The sequence below is a fragment of the Sphingomonas suaedae genome, from assembly GCF_007833215.1.
GTDB lineage: Bacteria > Pseudomonadota > Alphaproteobacteria > Sphingomonadales > Sphingomonadaceae > Sphingomonas > Sphingomonas suaedae.
In genome coordinates, this window is the sequence record NZ_CP042239.1 from 1,138,920 (window position 1) to 1,158,535 (window position 19,616).

Annotated in this window: 17 protein-coding genes; 4 read left to right on the forward strand and 13 right to left on the reverse strand. The window is 66.9% G+C overall.

Going from position 1 to position 19,616, the window contains the following annotated elements:
* The first annotated feature begins 80 nt into the window (after nt 1-80).
* Nucleotides 81-1,949 carry an ABC-F family ATP-binding cassette domain-containing protein gene (locus FPZ54_RS05475; protein ID WP_145845568.1) on the forward strand — a complete coding sequence of 623 codons (1,869 nt, stop codon included), beginning with the start codon at nt 81-83 and terminating at the stop codon, nt 1,947-1,949.
* Nucleotides 1,950-2,030: 81 nt separating this feature from the next.
* Nucleotides 2,031-2,462 carry an MAPEG family protein gene (locus FPZ54_RS05480; RefSeq protein WP_145845570.1) on the forward strand — a complete coding sequence of 144 codons (432 nt, stop codon included), beginning with the start codon at nt 2,031-2,033 and terminating at the stop codon, nt 2,460-2,462.
* Nucleotides 2,463-2,725: 263 nt separating this feature from the next.
* Here FPZ54_RS05480 and FPZ54_RS05485 read toward each other — a convergent pair whose 3' ends face one another.
* From FPZ54_RS05485 to FPZ54_RS05530, 10 genes are all read right to left on the reverse strand, one after another.
* A complete protein-coding gene (locus FPZ54_RS05485; protein ID WP_145845572.1) occupies nt 2,726-4,615 on the reverse strand; it encodes an XrtA/PEP-CTERM system amidotransferase in 1,890 nt (629 codons plus the stop codon).
* A gap of 149 nt (nt 4,616-4,764) precedes the next feature.
* Nucleotides 4,765-6,303, reverse strand: a complete 1,539-nt coding sequence (gene xrtA / locus FPZ54_RS05490) for an exosortase A (RefSeq protein ID WP_145845574.1) — start codon at nt 6,301-6,303, stop codon at nt 4,765-4,767.
* Nucleotides 6,300-7,523 (reverse strand): TIGR03087 family PEP-CTERM/XrtA system glycosyltransferase, encoded by a 1,224-nt coding sequence (locus FPZ54_RS05495; protein WP_145845576.1) that lies wholly within the window; start codon nt 7,521-7,523, stop codon nt 6,300-6,302. The genes xrtA and FPZ54_RS05495 overlap by 4 nt, the downstream gene beginning before the upstream one ends.
* On the reverse strand, nt 7,523-8,596 hold the full coding sequence (locus FPZ54_RS05500; protein WP_145845578.1) for a FemAB family XrtA/PEP-CTERM system-associated protein: 1,074 nt from the start codon (nt 8,594-8,596) through the stop codon (nt 7,523-7,525). Before FPZ54_RS05500 ends, FPZ54_RS05495 begins: the two co-directional genes overlap by 1 nt.
* Nucleotides 8,593-9,465: an XrtA system polysaccharide deacetylase gene (locus tag FPZ54_RS05505; protein ID WP_145845579.1), complete on the reverse strand. Its 873-nt coding sequence runs from the start codon at nt 9,463-9,465 to the stop codon at nt 8,593-8,595. The genes FPZ54_RS05500 and FPZ54_RS05505 overlap by 4 nt, the downstream gene beginning before the upstream one ends.
* Nucleotides 9,466-9,467: 2 nt before the next feature.
* Complete coding sequence (locus FPZ54_RS05510; RefSeq protein WP_145845581.1) at nt 9,468-10,535, reverse strand: ExeA family protein; 1,068 nt, start codon at nt 10,533-10,535, stop codon at nt 9,468-9,470.
* Between the two features lie 24 nt (nt 10,536-10,559).
* Nucleotides 10,560-12,155 carry a porin family protein gene (locus FPZ54_RS05515; RefSeq protein ID WP_145845583.1) on the reverse strand — a complete coding sequence of 532 codons (1,596 nt, stop codon included), beginning with the start codon at nt 12,153-12,155 and terminating at the stop codon, nt 10,560-10,562.
* Nucleotides 12,152-13,141, reverse strand: coding sequence for an AAA family ATPase (locus FPZ54_RS05520; protein ID WP_145845585.1), 990 nt, complete (start codon nt 13,139-13,141; stop codon nt 12,152-12,154). The genes FPZ54_RS05515 and FPZ54_RS05520 overlap by 4 nt, the downstream gene beginning before the upstream one ends.
* A 10-nt stretch (nt 13,142-13,151) precedes the next feature.
* Nucleotides 13,152-14,669 (reverse strand): XrtA system polysaccharide chain length determinant, encoded by a 1,518-nt coding sequence (locus FPZ54_RS05525; RefSeq protein WP_145845587.1) that lies wholly within the window; start codon nt 14,667-14,669, stop codon nt 13,152-13,154.
* Between the two features lie 13 nt (nt 14,670-14,682).
* Nucleotides 14,683-15,324 (reverse strand): XrtA/PEP-CTERM system exopolysaccharide export protein, encoded by a 642-nt coding sequence (locus tag FPZ54_RS05530; RefSeq protein WP_145845588.1) that lies wholly within the window; start codon nt 15,322-15,324, stop codon nt 14,683-14,685.
* Between the two features lie 347 nt (nt 15,325-15,671).
* On the opposite strand from FPZ54_RS05530, the gene FPZ54_RS05535 reads away from it, so the two are divergent.
* A complete protein-coding gene (locus FPZ54_RS05535; RefSeq protein WP_145845590.1) occupies nt 15,672-16,112 on the forward strand; it encodes a hypothetical protein in 441 nt (146 codons plus the stop codon).
* On the opposite strand, the gene FPZ54_RS05540 is transcribed toward FPZ54_RS05535, so the two are convergent.
* From FPZ54_RS05540 to FPZ54_RS05550, 3 genes are read right to left on the reverse strand one after another with little or no spacing between them, the layout of a single operon-like run.
* Nucleotides 16,109-17,311 (reverse strand): pyridoxal-dependent decarboxylase, exosortase A system-associated, encoded by a 1,203-nt coding sequence (locus tag FPZ54_RS05540; RefSeq protein WP_145845592.1) that lies wholly within the window; start codon nt 17,309-17,311, stop codon nt 16,109-16,111. The genes FPZ54_RS05535 and FPZ54_RS05540 overlap by 4 nt on opposite strands.
* On the reverse strand, nt 17,308-17,703 hold the full coding sequence (locus FPZ54_RS05545; RefSeq protein WP_145845594.1) for a hypothetical protein: 396 nt from the start codon (nt 17,701-17,703) through the stop codon (nt 17,308-17,310). The genes FPZ54_RS05540 and FPZ54_RS05545 overlap by 4 nt, the downstream gene beginning before the upstream one ends.
* Nucleotides 17,700-19,208 (reverse strand): AMP-binding protein, encoded by a 1,509-nt coding sequence (locus FPZ54_RS05550; RefSeq protein ID WP_145845596.1) that lies wholly within the window; start codon nt 19,206-19,208, stop codon nt 17,700-17,702. Before FPZ54_RS05550 ends, FPZ54_RS05545 begins: the two co-directional genes overlap by 4 nt.
* Before the next feature lie 120 nt (nt 19,209-19,328).
* Between FPZ54_RS05550 and FPZ54_RS05555 the strand changes: the two genes are divergently transcribed.
* Nucleotides 19,329-19,601, forward strand: coding sequence for an acyl carrier protein (locus FPZ54_RS05555; RefSeq protein ID WP_145845597.1), 273 nt, complete (start codon nt 19,329-19,331; stop codon nt 19,599-19,601).
* The last annotated feature ends 15 nt before the right edge of the window (nt 19,602-19,616 follow it).

Sequence of the window (19,616 nt, forward strand, 5' to 3'; positions counted from 1 at the left end):
TCGCGAGGTTAGCAGCGCTTGCGGTCATGCCAAGAGGGCGGGGCTTCCGATTGCTGCGTTGCGGTGATAGGCGGCGGCCCATGCTGAACCTTTCCGCCGTCACCGTCCGCCTTGGCGGCCGCGTCATCATCGACCGCGCCAGCGCCGCCCTGCCCCCCCGCGGGCGGATCGGGCTGGTCGGGCGCAACGGCGCGGGCAAATCCACTTTGGTCAAGGTGATCGCCGGGCAGATCGACCCGGACGAGGGCAGCGCCGAAATGCCGCGCGGCGCGCGCATCGGCTATGTCGCGCAGGAAGCTCCGGCGGGGAAGACCACGCCGTTCGAGACGGTGCTGGCCGCAGATACAGAGCGCGCGGCGCTGATGGCCGAGGCGGAGGGGCTGGAAGACCCGCACCGGCTGGGGGAGATTCACGAGCGGCTGGGGGCGATCGATGCCTATTCGGCGCCGTCGCGTGCGGCGCGGATTCTGGTCGGTCTGGGGTTCGACGAGGAGGCGCAGCACCGGCCGCTCGACAGTTTTTCGGGCGGGTGGCGGATGCGCGTGGCGCTCGCGGCACTGTTGTTCAGCCAGCCCGACCTCCTGCTGCTCGACGAACCGTCCAACCATCTCGATCTGGAAGCCGTGCTCTGGTTGGAGGACTTCCTGACCTCCTACCCGGCGACGATCGTCATCGTCAGCCATGAGCGCGACTTTCTGAACAATGTCGTCGATCACATCCTGCACCTCGAGCGCGGCAAGCTGACGCTGTACCCGGGGGGGTACGACAGTTTCGAGCGCCAGCGCGCCGAACGGCAGGCGCAGCAGGCGGCGGCGCGCGAGAAGCAGCTCGCCGAGCGGGAAAAGCTGCAGGACTATGTCGCGCGCAACTCCGCCCGGGCATCGACCGCCAAACAGGCACAATCGCGCGCCAAGGCGCTGGCCCGGATGCAACCGATCGCCGCGGTGGTCGACGATCCGACCTTGTCCTTCGGCTTTCCCGATCCCGATCAGCTGCGCCCGCCGCTGATCACTCTCGACCATGCCAGCGTCGGCTATGACGGCAAGCCGATCCTTCAGCGGTTGAACCTGCGCATCGATCCCGATGACCGCATCGCACTGCTGGGCCGCAACGGGAATGGCAAGACGACGCTGGCGCGGCTGCTCGCGGCGCAGCTGACCCCGTTGGAGGGTGAGAAATCGGCATCGGGCAAGATGCGGGTGGGCTATTTTACCCAATATCAGGTCGAGGAACTGCACAGCGACGAGACGCCGTTCGATCATATGCAGCGGCTGATGGACGGGCAGAAGCCGTCGGCGGTGCGCGCGCAGCTCGGCCGGTTCGGCTTTGCCGGCGACAAGGCGATGACGCAGGTCGGCAAGCTGTCAGGCGGGGAGCGTGCGCGGCTGGCGCTGGCGCTTATCACCCGCGATGCGCCGCACATACTGATCCTCGACGAGCCGACCAACCATCTCGACGTCGATTCGCGTGAGGCGCTGATCCAGGCGCTGACCGCCTATCAGGGCTGTGTCGTGATCGTCAGCCATGACCGCCACATGATCGAGATGACCGCGGACCGGCTGGTGCTGGTCGATCAGGGGACTGCGCGGCCCTTCGACGGCAATCTGGACGATTATATCGCCTTCGTGCTCGCAAAGGAGCCGAAGGCCGAAGGCGCCAGGGGCGGTGTCAACCGCAAGGACGCGCGACGCGAAGCGGCGGAGGCGCGCGAAAAGGGCAATGCGATGCGCAAGGCCGCAAAGGCAGCGGAAGCGGAGCTGGCGAAGCTGAACGAACGACTGTCGGGGATCGACCGGGCGATGTTCGATCCCGCAAGCGCCGCGCCCGACCTGACCAAGCTGACCATGACCGAGCTGATGAAGCTGCGCGACGGGGTGACGAAGCAGATCGAGGCAGCGGAAGAGACGTGGCTGGAGGCACAGGAAGCGCTGGAGTCGCTAGCGGCCTGACGGCGTACACACCGAATCTCGGAAAGTTGCACCCCCGCAACAAATCCGCCACCCTCCCGTCGAATAGGGGGAGGGACCGTCATGCAATCCGCCATCTTCGCACCCGTCATCACGCTCATCGGCTGGACGCTCGTCATGTGGCTATGGATGTACGCCACCCGCATCCCCGCGATGAAGCGCGCGGGGATCGACGTCGCCAACCTGACGGGCGGAACCGGCTCCGACCTCAAAAAGGTGATCCCCGCCAAGCAGCAATGGCCCGCCGACAATTACAACCACCTACTCGAACAGCCGGTGCTGTTCTACGCGGTCGCGATCGTCCTCGCGCTGATGGAGCAGGGCGATAATCTGAACGCCACCATCGCCTGGGCCTATGTCGGATTACGCATCGCCCACAGCCTCGTCCAGGTCACCACCAACCGGGTCATCGTGCGATTCGCGCTGTTCTCACTCGCGACGATCGTGCTGATGATGCTGACGGTGCACGCGGCGATGGCGTATTGGGGAAGCTAAATTCGGCAGACGCACCCGATTTGAGAAGGGCGTAATCCCAAAGACATTGCCGACTTATCGCGGCCGTGTCATCCGTGAGGCAATGGAGAATAGTCTGGAAACTGCGGCGCTGATCCTTGGTCTTTTGATCAGCGTAGTGCTGTGGGCCTGCGGCGAACGCATCATCGCTATCGCGCTATTTCTGACCGACGCGCTCGGTTGGATACTCATTTGGCTACTATCATCTAGAAGCGAGTATTGAGTCGGCGCACTCGATAGTTAACTCACCCAAACAACCGCCCCAAACTCCGCTCCAGCATCATCAGCTGCCACAAGGTCCGCCCATGCTCGGCGCGCCCGGAGCGATGCTCCTCCGCCAGGCGCGCGATCGCCTTGGACTCAAACCACCCGCTCCCCGCCAGCACGCGCGAGCGCGCCAGCCCCGCCGCCTCGTCCGCCAGCCCCTTGCGGAACCAAGCCGACACCGGCGTCACAAACCCCATCTTGGGCCGGTACAGCACCTCTTTCGGCAGATACGGCTCCAGCGCCCTTTTCATCAGCCACTTGCCCTGCCCGCCCCGGATCCGCATTGAAGCGGGCAAAGTCGCCGCAAACTCCACGAAGCGATAATCCAGCAACGGTTCGCGCGCTTCCAGGCTCACCGCCATGCTTGTCCGGTCCATCTTGGTCAGGATGTCGCCGGGCAGCCAGTGCTTGAAATCCGCATATTGCGCACGGTCCAGCCCATCGCGCGCCGGAGCCTCCCGCATCGTCTCGACATAACGCGTCTCGGCGCGATGGTCACCGAGCGTCGCCCGCGCCGCATCGGTATAAAGGCCAAAGCGCACCCCCGGCCTGGTCACCCCAACCGCCTTGGCATAGGCAGCCCCCCCCTCGTCCGCCAAGGCCAGCAACGTGGTCTTCGCGCGCAACGGCCGCGGCGCCCAGTCGGCCTTGGGATAGACCCGCCCCAGCGCCCCGAACATGCCGCGCACTGATGACGGCAGCACCGAGCGCACCCGCTCCTCCGCCGCGTGGAATTTGTACCGCCGGTATCCGGCCAGCGCCTCATCCGCGCCGTCGCCAGACAACGCCACCGTCACGCTATCGCGCGCCAATTCGCACACGCGATACGTCGCCAGCGCGGAAGCGTCGGCAAAAGGCTCATCGAAATGATGGACCAGCGTGTCGATCAGCGCGAAATCATCCGCCGCGACATTGCGAACCCGGTGATCGGTGCGAAACCGCTCGGCGATCAGCGCCGCGTGCGCGCTTTCGTCATAGCCCGCCTCGTCGAACCCGATGGTACAGGTCTTCACCGCCGCCCGGCTCGCCTCGGCCATGAGCGCGACCACCGCGCTCGAATCCACCCCACCCGACAGGAACGCCCCCAGCGGCACGTCGGCGATCATCCGCGAACGCACCGCATCGCGCAGATGCTGGATCAGCTCCGCCTCCAGATCGCGCGCCGAACCCTTGGCCCGTTGCGAAAAATCGACGTCCCACCATTTGACCGGCGCGGGCACCGGCCTTCCCCGCTCCAGCAACAGATAATGTCCGGCGGGCAGCTTCTTGACCCCCGCCAAAATCGACGCATCATCGGGGACGTAGCCCAGCCCCAGAAAATCCTCGACCGCGGTAAAATCGGGCGTCCGCCGGAACAGCGGATGGGCCAGCAGCCCCTTGATCTCCGATGCGAACGCCACCGCGCCATCCGACAGCTCGGCATAATGAAGCGGCTTCACCCCCAGCCGGTCGCGCGCGAGCAGCAGCGATTGCGACCGCGCATCGTACAGCGCAAAGGCGAACATGCCGTTGAGCCGCTCCAGCAGCCCCACGCCCCATGCGCGCCAGCCATGTAACAGCACTTCGGTATCGCTATGGCTGACAAACCGCGCGCCCTTCGCCTCCAGCTCGGCGCGCACCTGTTGAAAATTATAGATTTCGCCATTGAAGCTGACGACGACATCGCCCGCGCTCGTCGCCATCGGCTGCCCGCCGCCCGCCAGGTCGATGATCGACAGCCGCCGATGCCCGAGCCCGACGCCCGGCGCGGTCCACACCCCTGCCCCATCCGGCCCGCGATGCACCAGCGCATCGGTCATCGCCCGCACCCGCGCCGGTTCCACCGGTTTGGGCGTTCCCGGATAGTAAAGGCCAGCTATGCCGCACATCGTGTCGTGAACCCCGCCCGCATTTCCGCCCGGCCCCTAACCCGTTTGGCCTGAGCTTGTCGAAGGCCGATTCCTGCGCTCTCGATCAACCGCCCCAAACCATCGCCGGGACTGGCCCTTCGACAGGCTCAGGGCAAAGGGCGGGTGAGCTATTGGCTTCCCGCCGCCCGATCCGCCAGTGCGGCCACCGGCGGCATCGCCCCCAAAAAGCGCTTGATCGCCGCGCGTGTCGGGAGGTCGGTCTTCTCCGCAGACACCATCACCGCAACCGCGCGCTGGCGACCGCCCAGCATCTTCGCCTTCAGCGTCTCCGCCTTCACCCGCGACGGGCTGCCGGTCACCACGTCGCCGACGCGATACCAGCTGACGACCTCGCGCTCGACAGGACCCGGTGCAGTCATCCGCATTGCGCTCCCGCCCTCCAGCGTGGGCAGGTCCTCGATCCGCACCCAGCTGTCATTCTCCCGGATCGCGCCCTGACCGAACCCGACCAGCTCCTTGCCCTCGCGCTGGCTCGAATAGACCGCCAGCACCAGATCGACCTGCGCGCCCATCCCGTCGGAATAGCGCGTCATCACGAAATGATCCGCACCCGGAAAGTTCGGCGTCCATGCCGCGCGGGTGCTGAGCGGCACCTGTGTCCAGCCGGCGATTTGCGGCGCGGCAATCCTGGCCGGCAGCGTATCGGCGCGCGCGGCAATCACTCCGGCCCAGGCCATGAACAGGCTCACCGCGCACAGCGACGTCAGCGCCACCACCGCAGGCACCTGCGCAGTGCCCGGCCAGCGCGCCTGCAGCTTCGCCGCGTCGAACCACGGCGCGTCCGGATCGCGGTCGAACCATTTCCAGCCGATCGCCAGCACGCCCGCCATCACCACGCCGAAGAAGACCCAGCCATAAACGATATGGTCATATCCCGTCGCCGCCTCGACCGAAGTGAGATAGGCGGCATAGACCGTCCCGAATGCGCGAACGCCATTGGCGATCATCGGCACGATCAGCGCGACCGCGATGAACGCCGCCCGCCGCGTCCAGCTGACGTAACAGACATTGGCGACCAGCGCGCCATAGGCGATCATCGCAATCACGAATTTCGCGCCCGAACAGGCTTCGGCAACTTCGAAATAGCCATTGGGCGTGGTGATCAGCACGCCATCGACATGCGCAGGCACGCCGAACAGGTCGAGCAACGGCACCAGAATCGCAACCGTCAGATCCTGGAGCGGTTTTTCCAGCGCCTCGCCGAAGGGCACGAGAAACAGCATATAGGCCAGCGGGAACAGCAGCGCGCGGACGACATTGGGTCCCAACAGCGCGACCACCGCTCCCTGCAACATTACGACCAGTCCCAGATGACGGAACAGCGCCACCCCCGCCGCATCGCCGATCAGCCAGACGAATGCGCCGCCTGCGACCGCCACCAGGCCGGGCCACCAGGCGGCGGGCGGCACCTTGGCCAGTTCCTCCCGCCGCTGCCACACCAGCCATCCGACCACCGGCGCGACGAACAGGCAGTGCCCAAAGGTGGTGTTGGTCCAATAGATCGTGGCGAGGTCGCCGACATCGCGGTGGAACAGCAACAGCAGGGCGGCCCATACGCCCGCGAGCAACGCAGCGTGCCTGCGCCAGCGCGCATCGAACGTCGCGCCGTCCGCAGCAAACCGGATTTCTGCCGTCGTCGCAGTCATGCCGCCGCCGACCGCGCCGATCGCCCGCCGCTGCGCCCCCCGCGCAGACCCAGAATATCGTCGAGCGCGGACAGGCGCGCGTCCCAGCTATAATGGTCGATCACCCGCTGCCGCGCGAGCGCGCCGAATTCAACAGCGGTCGCCGGATCGGCCAGGATGCGGTTCACCGCATCGGCAATCTCACCGACCGTTTCGCCGACCTCAATCGTCCCGCCGTGGTCGATGCCGGTCGCCGCCGCGCCCGACGCCACCACCGGCCGGGCCATCGCCATCGCCTCCAATATCTTGTTCTGCACGCCGCGCGCCAGCTTCAGCGGCGCGACGACCACCGATGCCGCGTGCAACCAGGGGCGCACATCGGCGACCTCGCCCGTCACGTTGACCCCGGGATGTTTCGCCAGTGCCTTTACCGCATCGGTCGGCTTGCGCCCGACGATCGCGAACCGCGCGTTGGGGTGGCGCAGGCGGATATGCGGCAGGATCGTCTCGACGAACCAGGTCACGCCCTCGAAATTGGGACGATAGTCCATCTGGCCGGTAAAGACGATCAGTTCGCCCATCGTGTCGATGCGCTTGAACTGCGCACCCGGATCAAAGACCATGGTGTCGATCCCGTTGCCCACGGCATGGACACGCTCGGCGCCGGTCCGCTCGCGGAACAATGCCGCTTCCTCTTCGCTGACGAACAGGCTGGCATGGGCGCGCGCGGCAACCGCTTTTTCATGCGCAGCGAGCAACCGCGCCTCGCGCCGCATCATCCATCCGGTAAAGCCCCGGCTCGACGCGCCATAGGAGGCGAATTTCGCCGAATCCATGTCGACGAAATCCATCACCACCCGCTGGCGCGGACGCATCGGCACATATTGCGCCATCTGGCTGGAAAAGACGTAGATCGTGTCGATCGCGTGCCGTGCCAGCATCTCGGCGACGGCGCGATGCACCTCGGCGTTGTCGAATGCGGTCAGCGACACCGGTCGATGCGACAGGATCGACTGTACTCCCGCCACCAGCTGCGGCTTGTTGCGCCACACGATCTGGCGGTTGCCGGTCAGCTTGGCGAGACCGGACTTCTGCTTCAGGTCCGCGGGGTCGTCGGCGAAGGCGATCAGATGGACCCGGCTGCGCTCGGACAAATAGCGCAGGATGTTGTACGCCCGGATCTTGTCGCCCCGGTCGGGCGGGAACGGTACGCGATGCGCCAGGAACAGGATGTCGCCCATCAGCCAAGCCCCCGCGAAATCCACGGGCCGACGCGGTTGGCAACCGCAAGCGGCAGGCGGCTCCACAGCGCGACCTGCATCTTGTATTTGGGGTTCAACGGACTGGCATCGCGTGGCGCCGCGCCATCGGCGGTACGTTCATAATAGGTCAACGACGTCGGTTCGAACCCCCAGTTTTTCTTGAACGCCGCGGGGCCCGTCCCGGTTTTGGAACGACCGAAATCGAACCGCGTACAGCCCTTTTCGCGCGCATGGCGCATCAGCTCGAAATACATCCGATCATTGGCGCGCAGCCGCCGCGCCGCGGTCGTGCCCCCGCCCCAATAGGGATAGACCGTGCGCCGCCAATACAGACTCAACACCGCCGACACCGCCACATCCTCACGCCGCACAATCAGCACATCTGCTGCACTAGCGAACGCGTGCAACACTTCCGTGAACAGCGCGCGGGGAAAAACCGGCGTCCCCAGATTGCGAACCGATTCGGCATAGACCGCATAATGCGCCGCGACATCCGCCGCATCGCGCCCGATGCTGACCGTCAGATCATTCTCCAGCCCCTTGCGCACCTCTGCGCGCTGCTTGCGTGGGATGGCGAGCAGTTCTGCTGCATCATCCTCCGCCAGATCGCGCGCAAAGCCCAGATAATGGCTATCGTCCACCTGCCATTCGGGACCGGGTCGCGGCCCGCCGCGCACCTCGACGCTGGGACAACTCAGCCGCTGCGCCAGCGACCAGCAGGCATCGGCCAGCGCGCGCGCCACATCGGGCCGGTCGGCCAAGATGCCCCCGCCGACGCCGAACCCCGCCGAGGCGAGCACCCGTCCGAACAGCGGCGAATGCAGCTCGGTTAGCGGCATGACCCCGACGATGCCACGTTCGCCCCGCTCGGCGACCAGATAGTGACTCCGTTGTCCGCACCCCTTGGCCACCGCCACGCTCCAGGCGGGCATGTGAAAGGGCGTAGCATCGGGATGCTCCTGGACATAGGCGCCGATCCGCGCACGATCGATCGTGTCGCCCAGATCGGCAACCCGGAGCGCGACGGGCCGGGCGAGCAGCGGCGCGTTCATGCCGCCGCCCCCAGCGCCAGTGCGCCCGCATCGATCCGCGCCGCCTCGGCCGCCACCACGACATCCGTCCGGTCCCAGCGATGTCCGGCCATCAACGTCCGCAACTTCCCCGCCATCGCCCCCAACCGGCTGTAATGCCGCAGCTTCGATCGCAACGACGCCTGCGCCACGCGCGGCTGACCCGGATCGATCTCCCACGGGTGAAAATAAAAGACCGCGGGCTGCCCATCGTCGTTCATCCGCCGGATCGCGCCCTGCACCACGGTAGCGGGCAACAGGCGGAAAAACCCACCCCCGGTCGTCACTTCGCGCCCCAGGAACCGCGCCGTCGTCACCGGCAGTTCGATCAGGTGGCTACCGGCGACCGGCCGATAGGCGCGACGCGGCGCATCGGCCCAGCCATAATGGTCGTGGCCGATCGGCGCGACGCTGGACGAATAGGCATAGCCTTCCTCCGCCAGCACCCGATGCGCCCAGGGGGTCCGGCCATCGATCGAAAAGCTCGGCGCGCGATATCCGCTGACGCGCTGTCCCGTCGCATCCTCCAGCACCGCGCGCGCCCGGCCGATATCGGCGCGAAACTGCTCGGGCCCCATGGTGAAGACGCGTTGATGGTCCCAGCCATGACTGGCGACCTCATGCCCCGCCCCAGCGATCCGCCGCATCAGCGCGGGGTGCCGCTCGGCGACCCAGCCCAGCGTGAAGAATGTCGCGCTGACCCCGCCCTGCGCGAACAGGTCCAATACCGCATCGGTATTCGCCTCGACCCGCTGTTCGAGCGCGTTCCAGTCGTCACGCGCGATCACCGTTTCAAAGGCGCCGACCTGGAACCAGTCCTCGACATCGACCGAAAGGGCGTTGGCGACCATCGTCAGGCGGCGGCTCCCCGCCGCGTTGGCCGCGCGTCCTCGACCTCGACGAAATCGACCATCAGCGTCAGCACCCGGCGCAACGCCGCATCCTGCTCCTCCAGCCGCGCCTCCAGCCGCGCGAGCCGCGCAGCCAGCTCCCCATCGGGCGCCGCTGCGGCAGGCGCGGCCGGGGTCGAAACCTCACGCCGCAGCGCCGCCTCGCGCTCGAATGCCTGGGACGCACCCTTGGGTCGCGGCACCGCGCGCCGCTCGATCGCCATATCGCCCTCGAGATCGGCGATCACCGCCTCGACATCGGCGCCGGAAAAACTGTCGATCTGCTCGATCGCGCCGAACAGCAGCACCCGGCTGGCAAGCTGGTTGACCTTGCGCGGGATACCGCCGGACCAGCGATAGATCGCCGCATTCGCACCATTGGTGAAGCGCGGCTTCCCGCGCCAGCCCACCACCGACAGGCGGTGGATCAGATAAGCGTCCAGCTCATCCTCGTCCATCGGCGTCAGCTCGTGCATCGCGATCACGCGCTGGCGCAGCTGTTCCAGCCGCGGGTCGGAGAGCTTGGCGCGAAATTCGGGTTGGCCGAGCAGGAATATCTGCAGCAGCGGATAGCCGCCCGCCTGGAAATTGGAGAGCATCCGCAGCTCTTCCAGGCTTTCGATCGGCAGCGCCTGCGCCTCGTCGACGATCAGCAGCGTCCTCCGCCCGCTGCGCGCCACCGCGTGCAGCTGCTTCTCGATCGCCGCCAGCACCTGCGCCTTCAGCAGGTGGGTGCTGTCGATGTTCAGCCCCGCCGCCACCATGTGCAGCAGGTCCTCGGCCTCGATCTGGGTCGTGACGATCTTGATGACGTGCAGCCGCTCGGGATCGATCGTCCCCATCAGGTGACCGACCAGCGTCGTCTTGCCCGCGCCGGGCGCGCCGGTGATGACGATGAACCCCTCGCCCTGGCTCAGGCCATAGCCCAGATAGGCCATCGCCTTCTTGTGCGTGGCGGTATCGAACCAGAACGCCGGATCGGGCGTCAGCTGGAACGGCCTCCCGCTCAATCCATAATGGTCGTCGTACATCGTTACACCCTAGGACCAGAGTCTTCAGAAACCGTAGCGCAGGCCAAGCATACCCTGAGCCGAAGTATTGTTCGTTTCGCCCTCGACATCGAACGTGGCGATCCCGGCCGAAACCGTGGCGCTGAGCGGACCGAAATTGTGATAGTAGGTGCCGTTCGCCCCGGTACCATAGACGCGCGGCGCGCCTGGGATACCGCTCTGGAAGTAATTGACGAACAGATTGCCGTTGACGCCAGAGCGCGAGCTCAGCGCGCGCGCGGCGAACAGTTGCGCATAGGCGGTCTCGTCGCTCGTCCCGGCGATGATCGAACTGCCGTCGGGCACCAGGAATTCGCGGTTGGCATAGCCCGCACCCAGGCCGAAGGTCGCCCGGCCCGCATTCATCGACAGCACGCCGGTCACCCCGCGCGCGCGATAATTGGCGCTGGCGATCGACCCCAGCGTGTTGGTCAGGCAGCTGCCCGCCGCCGCGCCGGTATCGCCATAGACGCAACCGCCGAACGCGCCGCCAAACGGGTCGTTGGGCGTGTTGAAGCTGGTCGGCAACGCCGCCAGATCGCTGGCAAGCTGGCGGCCGAAGCTCTGCACCGAATCATAGACGCCGATCTGGAGCCCCGAACGACGCGAAATCTGCCACTGGAGCGATCCGGTATAGCTCATCGACTCATAGCGGCGGCCCACCCGCGCCTCGATCATGAAGCGCGCGCTGGGCTTATAGATCACCCCGGCATCCCAGAAAATGCCTTCGACCTCGTAAGCGATGCGCGGCGGCGATGCGGGATCGGTGACGAACCGCCCCGCCCCGTCGCGCACGATATTGCCCGATCCGTCGCGCAGCGCGTCCTTCTGGGTGATCTCGATCTTCTCATAGCCGACACCGCCGACCACGGCGAGCCCGCGCCCGACCGGTAGCACCGCGTCGGCGCGACCATATTTGCCGTCATATTTCTGGTCGAGCTGGCTGCCCTCTTCGCGCTGCCATGCACCCGCGACGCTGAGGCCCACCGGCAGGATCGTCCCCGCCTTCACCCCGGCGCGCACCTGCGCGAGATGGCTGGTCGAGCTGTCGTACAGATCGACCGGCGGATCGGCGGGATCGATGCTCGGGATCGATGGCGCCTCGACCTTGGTATAGCCGAAACGATAGGCGGCGCTCAGGCTCGCCGGACCGTCGCCGGTGTGAAAGGTGGGGCCGGCATAGGCCGAATAGACCTGGCTGGTATTGCGGACATTGCCCGCCAGATTGACCGGCGCGTCACCGCGAATGTCGCTGCGCGCGCGCGTCGCCAGCGCACCACCCTCGACCGTGAAGCCCGGGGCGACCTTCACCGCCGCGCGGGCCAGGCCGCTATGCGTGTCGCCATCGGCGACGTCCTTCTGGTAATCGAAGCGGCGCTCATACTTGTACGAAAGCTGCACCTCGACCCGGCGCGACTGGATCGCCGCATCGACCCCGACGCCGACGGTCGAGTAGGTCAGCACCTCGCCTCCGCCCGAAAGATCGGCGACGATCACCTGCCCCGCATCGATATAGGGTTCGATCGAGGTCCGCCGGTCCTTGGCAGTCGCCGGGACGACGATCATGGCAGTGGCGGCGCACGCCGCGGCGATCAGCCTCATTGGTCCGGCTCCCCGTAATAGGCGCCGTAGTTGCCGAAGCGACGCCCCCCCGGCTGGAATGACACGCTGTTGAGCAACAGCTGGATATGCTCGCACCCGTCGAGCAGCGCGACGGCCTCCCGCAACTCGCTCTCGGTCGTGCGATCGGCGCGCACCACCAGCATCACCTGCCCGACATGGCTGGCGAGTGCGCTCGCGGGCGATGCCGCCAGGATCGGCGGCGAATCGAAGATGACGATGCGGCGCGGATTGGCCGCCGCCAGTCCGTCCAGGATCGCGTCGGCGCGCTCGCTGGCCAGCAATTCGGTATCGGCGACGCTGCGCGTGCCGGCGGGCAGCACCGAGAGCTGCGGAACATCGGTGTCGATCACGCAGGCTTCCGCGTTCGCCACGGCGCCGGTCAGCACGTCGAGCAGTCCCGGCCCGTCGGGCGCGCCGAAGCGGTTGAGGACGTCCGGCTTCGCGAAATCGGCATCGACCAGCAGGATTTCGACATCCTTCTCTGCCGCCATGGAGAGCGCGAGGTTGATCGCGCAGAATGTCTTGCCGTCATCGGGCTTGGCCGAGCAGACCAGGATCATCCGCGACCGATCGTCGGCATCTGCCGCGCCTGTCGCGCGAATCTGGCGCGCGGTGTTGAGCAGCTGGCGCTTCACCAGCCGGAATTCCTCGGCCAGCGCGGTAACGGTCGCGCCCGGCACCAACATGCCGTGCTCCGCCAGCTTCGTGCGGTCGATCGCAATCCGGCGCCGCCCGCTCTCTGGTGCGCCCTCCGGTGCCACCGCATCGGCTTCGGGGCGCAGCAGCGGGGCGCGGGGCGCCTCCACCCGGTCGAACACCGGCGCGGCCGCACGCTGGACCGGCGGGGCGGAAGGTTTAGGCGCCGCAGGCTGGAGCGCCGGAGCCGGTTTCGGCGACAGGGCATATTGCGCCGCCGCCCGTTCGAGCAGCGATCCGCGCAGTCGCTTGGGGGTCTGATCGTTCATCCTGTCCCCCTCACGCCGCCATGCCGCGCTGGGCCATTTCCAGCCCCAACAGCGCGACCCAGGCGACCAGCAATCCCGCAGTAGCCGCCGCAAACATCTGCAATCTCTTGCGGCGCAGGCTCGCCTGCGCGGCGGTCACGACCTCGCCGATCGATCCGATCACCGGCATCCCGCTTGCCCGTTCCAGCCGACCGGCGGTCGGAAAGGTTCCGGCGATCTGGCTGAGACCGAACGCTGCGGCCACGCCGCCGCCCAGCCCGACGACCAGCACGCCGGTCAGCAACAGCATCCGGTTGGGCGCGGTCGGGGCGCGCGGCGCGGTGGGCGGATCGATCACACTGAACTTCACTGCGTCGGTCTGGCTCGCCGCCTGGCTGCGCAGCTTCACCTGTTCGCGATCGGCGAGCAGCTTGTCATAGGCCGCCTTCATCACCTGATAATTGCGGTCGATCTCCGCCTGTTCCTGCGCTGCGGCCGGATCGCCCGCAATCTTCTGGTCGATCGCCGCCATGTCGGCCTCGATCTGTGCTTTGCGATTGGTCAGCGCCGCGACCTGGGCCGCCTTGTCCGCCTGCATCGCGCGCAGGCTAAGATAGAGGGGGTTGGCGCTGGAGCCACCACCGCCCGAATAGACCGGCTCGCGCTTTGCCGCGGCCTGGGCCGCAGACAATTGGCTCTTGAGCGCGATCACGTCCGGGTGATTGTCGGTCCAGCCGCGCGAGCGTGCTTCGGCAAGCTGGCCCTGGATCGCCGCGAGCCGTGCCCGCGCCGGACCCGCGACCGCGCCGCCGCCCGCACCTGCGACCGTTGCCGAGGTCCCGGCCATCTGCCCGTTCACCGCGGCAAGGCTGCTCTGCGCCGCCGCCAGCTCCGAATTGACCTGCGCCAGTTGCGCGCGCGCCGCCGACAGGCGTTCGGCAAGCGTGCCGGTGCCGGGCAACGAGCCGAGATAGCGGTCCTGAAAATCCGCCTTCTTGGCCTCGGCCTCCTGCAGCGCCTTTTGCCGCTGGGCGAGCTGCTGGTCGAGGAAGGTGAGCGACTGGCTCGCCTCGTCGCGCATCGTGCCCAGATTGTCCTCGACAAAGATGTCGATCAGCTTCTGGACAATCGCGCGCGACAATTTTCCGCTATCGGCCGTCGCGGTAATCTCGAACAGATTGTCCTGCTGCGCGGTGATCTTGATATGCTTCTGAAGCGTACCGACGCGATCGGCGACATCACGGTCGGTCGCGACCGTATTGGCCAGGTCGGTGCCGCGCACGACCTTTTCGAGGTTCACCGCACTCGCCAGCGTCGTGCGGACGCGGTCGATGTCCTTCTGCTGCTCCTGCTGCGTCGCGATCCCCTCGCCCGGCAGGATCTGGCGCAGCTGCACGAAGATGCGCGCGCGGCTTTCGAACTGGTTGGGGATTTGCGACACGACCAGCCAGCCCGCAAGGCACAATGCCCAGGCGACGGCCACGGCGATCCAGCGACGTTGCCAAACGCCGTGAAGCGCCGTCCTGATCTCGGTCCAAAGTCCCCCCACCGGGCGCGACTCCTTAAAACATGCTTTCGGGGATGATGATCACGTCGCCCGGCTCCAGCCGGACGTTCGCGCTCGTGTCCCCGTTTTTGAGCAGGTCGGACAGCCGCAGGCGATATTCGCGCTGCCGTCCGCCATTCTTGTCGAACCGCACCAGCCGGGCGCGATTGCCCGCGGCGAATTCGCTGAGCCCCCCCACCGCGATCATCGCGTCGAGCAGCGTCATGTTGGCGCGATACGGGATCGATGCGGGCTTCTCGGTCGCGCCAACGATGCGGATCTGCTGGCCAAAGGTGCCGGAGAAGCTCTTCACCACGACCGACACGATCGGGTCCTTGATATATTCGCCCAGCGCATATTTGAGGTCGTCGGCCAGCATCGCGGGCGTCTTGCCCACGGCGGGCATGTCGCTCACCAGCGGGGTGGTGATACGGCCGTCGGGGCGCACCTGTACCTCGGCCGACAATTCCTGGTTGCGCCATACGAAAATCTGGAGCGTGTCGAGCGGGCCGATGACATATTCCTCGCCCGGCCCCTCACGGCTCGCGACAAAGGCGGTGGGCGGCAGCTCTGGGCGATTCGCGCCGCCCATGCAGCTCGAAAGCACCATCGCGATCAGCGATAGCGCCAAGACCTTTCCGGCATGTCCCAAACGCATGACTCTCGAACCTCCTTGCGCGCTCCAGCCCTCCGGCGTCCCGTCGGTGCGTGCGCGAACAACCGCTTTGCTATGGGGCGCGGAGGTAAAGATACCGTTAGGAACCTCATCGACCGGCATCCGCGCGGAACCCGCAGAATCCGGCTGAAAACAGGTTGCGCTTGCGCTATATCCACAGAGCAACTGCGGGGAGAAAACGCATGCGTTACGGTTACGAAGCGATGAGCGGCGGTGATGGCCAGCATGGCGGTTGGCCGCCCTCGCCTCCCCCACCGCCGGCCCCTGCGCCCTCGCCTTCGCCGCCGCCGCCGCCCCCGCCGCCCAATCCGAACTAAAGGCGCGCGCGCATGGGGCCGGGCCATCTCTATTATCTCGGCATCTTGCTGGCGGGGCTGTTCGTCGCCCCGTTCAGCCCCCTAGCGCGCGTCATCGTTCTCAGCTGGCTGACCGGCGAATATGCCTTCTGGCTCGGCGTTCCGGCCCCCTGGGTCAACCTCGCCCAGCACCTCGCTGCCTTCATCATCGGCAGCCGCTATCTGCGCAACGAATGGTGCATCCTCGCCTGGGTCATGTTCCTTCCCATGCTTGCCTGCGACGCGCTCGCGCTGATCCATGAGTTCGAGGTTCTGGCGTGGTGGGGCCTGCTCTGCACCGCGCTCGCCCAGCTGGTCTTCCTGCCGCTCGGCATGGACTTCGCCCAGGCACGCGCCACGCTGGAAGAGGGGTGGCAGGGCTATGCCGACTATCGCCGCACCGATTTCCTGCGCACCGGGTGGTTTGCCGCCTAGGCGACGATCTCCGCCGCCGGACCATGGCCCAGAAACGCGGCGGGACTGGCGCTGGCGCCATAGGCCCCCGCCAGAAACAACGCGACGACATCGCCCGGCTCCGCGTGCGGCAGCGCTACCTTGTCCCCCAGCCGGTCGAGCGGGGTGCAGAGCGGGCCGACCACCGACACGGTTTCGTCCGCCGCTATGCCCATCTTCCCGGCAATCGCGATCGGATAGTTGCGCCGCACCACCGTTCCGAAATTGCCCGATGCCGCCAGCTGATGGTTGAGCCCGCCGTCACAGATCAGGAACGTCTCTTCCCCGCTCACCTTCCGGTCGACGATCCGCGTCAGATAGACGCCGCATTCGCCCGCGATCCAGCGCCCCAGTTCGATCGCATAGGCTTGATCGGGCTCGATCGCCTCCGCCAGCCGCTCGCCGACCAGCCCGATATCCACCGGCACATCGCCCGCGAAATAGGGAATGCCCAATCCGCCGCCGATATTCACCAAAGGCGCCCGCGCCCCCGCCGCCTCGGCCAGCTCGCGCGCCAGCCCGACGGTCGCCGCCTGCGTCTCGCAGATCGCGTCGCTGTCCAGCGCCTGCGACCCCGCAAAGATATGGAACCCCCGCCAGTCCGCCCCTGCGGCGATCAGGCGTCTGACCAGCGCAGGCACCCGGGCGGCGTCGATCCCGAATGGTGACGGGCGCCCACCCATCTTCATGCCTGAGCCTTTCAGCTCGAACGACGGATTGACCCGCACCGCCAGCTTCGGCGTCACGCCCAGCCGCTCTGCGATCGCCAGCGCCCGATCCGCCTCCCCTTCGGACTCCAGGTTCAGCGTGGCCCCGGCAACGATCGCCGCCTCCAGCTCGACATCGCGCTTGCCCGGTCCGGCAAAGCTCACATGCGCTGCATCCTTGACCGCCAGCGCCTTGGCCAGCTCGCCCCCCGACGCGACGTCGAGGCCACCGACCAGCGGAGAAACTATTTCCAGAAACGCCGGTAAGGGATTGGCCTTGATCGCAAAATGAATCTCCACCGCGCGCGGCAGCGCCGCCCGCAGCTGCCCGATCCGCTCGCGCACGATGGCGGTGTCATAGACGAACACCGGTGTCCCCGCCTCCGCCACCCAGTCGCTCGCCGACCGTCCCGCGATCCGCAAGTCACCGCTCTGCCCCGCAAAATAGGGCGGGATCGGCCCCATCGGCTTCATGATTTCACCCCGCACGCCACCTTCGCAAACTCATGCACGCCCTTGCTCCCCGGTATCCGTAATGCCGTGCCGCGCTCAAGATACCAGCGGCCCGGTGCATTCGACGCGACGAAGTCCACCCGTCCGCCTGCGTTTCTGGCAAGCACGCCCTGGGGGACGATGGCGTCCGGTCGCACACCGGCCTCGCCGCGCAGGAAATAGTATCGGCCCTCGACGGCTCCCGCACGCATGGTCAAATCCGCGCGCAGGATTATCATTGCCGTTCCGTCGGAATAGCATCCGGCATAAGCCTGCGGGAAAACCGGCACGCGCGGCTTCGAATTCAACCAGAACTGCCATGCCCCCAGACACAGGATCGCCAGGAGCGCGGCCCGGACGGTCCAACGCTTCACGCCAGTTCGGCCTTGAGTCCGCTCCGGTCGAGCTTTCCGTTCGCATTCCGCGGCAGCGAATCGCGCCACAGATAGGTCGTCGGCTGCATGAAGGCGGGCAGTTCGCGCCGCAGCCGCTCACGCAACGCCACTTCCGCAGCCTCAGTGTCACCCCGCGCCACCGCGATCACCACCACCGCCTGCCCCAGCCGCGGATCGGGCACGCCCAGCGCCACCGCCTCGCGCGCCTCGCTCCCGGCCAGCACGGCCTCTTCGACTTCGGTCGGGCTGATCCGGTTGCCCGACGATTTGATCATCTCGTCATCGCGCCCGACAAAGCGCAACAGCCCATCCGCGCCCTCGACCACCGTATCGCCCGAAAACACCGCCATCCCGCCATAGCGGGAGTGCACGGGCGCAGGCTTGAAGCGCAACGCGGTCCGCTCCGCATCCTGCCAATAGCCTTGCGCGACCAGCGGCCCGGCATGGACCAGTTCGCCCGGCTCGCCCGGATCGGTGCGCGTCCCGTCGGGACGCACCACCATGATCTCGGCAAAGGGGATCGCCTGCCCCATCGATTCGGGATGCGCATCCACCAGCGACGGGTCGAGATAGGTCGACCGAAACGCCTCAGTCAGCCCGTACATCGGATACAGGTCCGCCTTCGGAAACCGCGCGCGCAAGCCCCGCACCATCCCGACCGTCAGCGCTCCGCCCGAATTGGTCAGCCGCTTCAGCTTCCCCGCCACCGCTTCCGGCCACTCTGCCTCCAGCAATTGCGTCCACAGCGGCGGCACCCCGGCGATGGTGGTGGCGTCATGCCGGTCCACCGCCTTGATGACGTCGCGCGCGGTCAGATAGTCGAGCGGGACCACCCGACCGCCAGCGGCCCAAGTCGAGAACAGCTGGTTCTGTCCATAATCGAAGCTCAGCGGCAGCACGCCCAGCACGCGGTCGTCCGGCGTTACCTTCAGATAATGGGCAACACTGATCGCGCCGAGCCACAGATTGGCATGGCTCAGCATCACCCCCTTGGGCCGCCCGGTCGATCCGGAGGTATAGAGGATCGCCGCCAGCGCCTGCGGATCGCGCTCGGCAAAGCCAAGCCCTCCGCCCGCCAGCGGCGCATCGCCCTCGAACACGACGCGACACCCCGCGGGCACGTCGCCATCCTCCAGCGTCCCCGCCCGCGCTCCTTGCGTCAGCAACAGCCGCGCGCCGCTATCGGCCAGGATATGCGCCACCTGCGCGCGCTTGAGCACCGGGTTGACCGGCACATGCACCAATCCCGCGCGCGCCGCCGCCAGCGGCATCACGCACGCATGGCGCGTCTTGGGCAGCCAGGTCGCGACGCGATCCCCCGGCTCCAGCCCCTGACCGCGCAGCCACAGCGCCAGCGCGGCCACCGCCACCTCCAGCTCGGCATAGATCAGCGTCCCGGCGCGATCCTCCAGCGCGATCGCCTCGGGTGCGCCACGCTTCGTCAGCGCATCGATCGGATAGGGGGTCGGGTCCAATTCAACCATCGCGCCTGCATATCGCGCATCGGTTAACGATACAGTGTCTATTGCGTCTTAGCAGGTGCAGCACTTGGCATCCCGGCGTCCAGCGCGTAACGGGCGCAAAACAACCGGGGAATTGGGGCCGTGCAGCCTGACGGATATCACGAGGTCGAGGAAACCGTGCGCGGCGTGCTGCGCGACGTGCTGGGGATCGACGCCGCGCGCGCCGCGACGTTCGACGAAGCGACGCCGCTGTTCGGCGCGCTGCCCGAACTCGACTCGATGGCGGTTGCAGGCGTGCTGACCGAGATCGAGGATCGCCTGGGCATCGTGATCGACGATGACGAGGTCGATGGCGAGATGCTCGAAACGTTCGGCGCGCTGGTACAATTCTCCGCTGCCAAGGCGCTCACCTGATCGCGTTCGACGCCT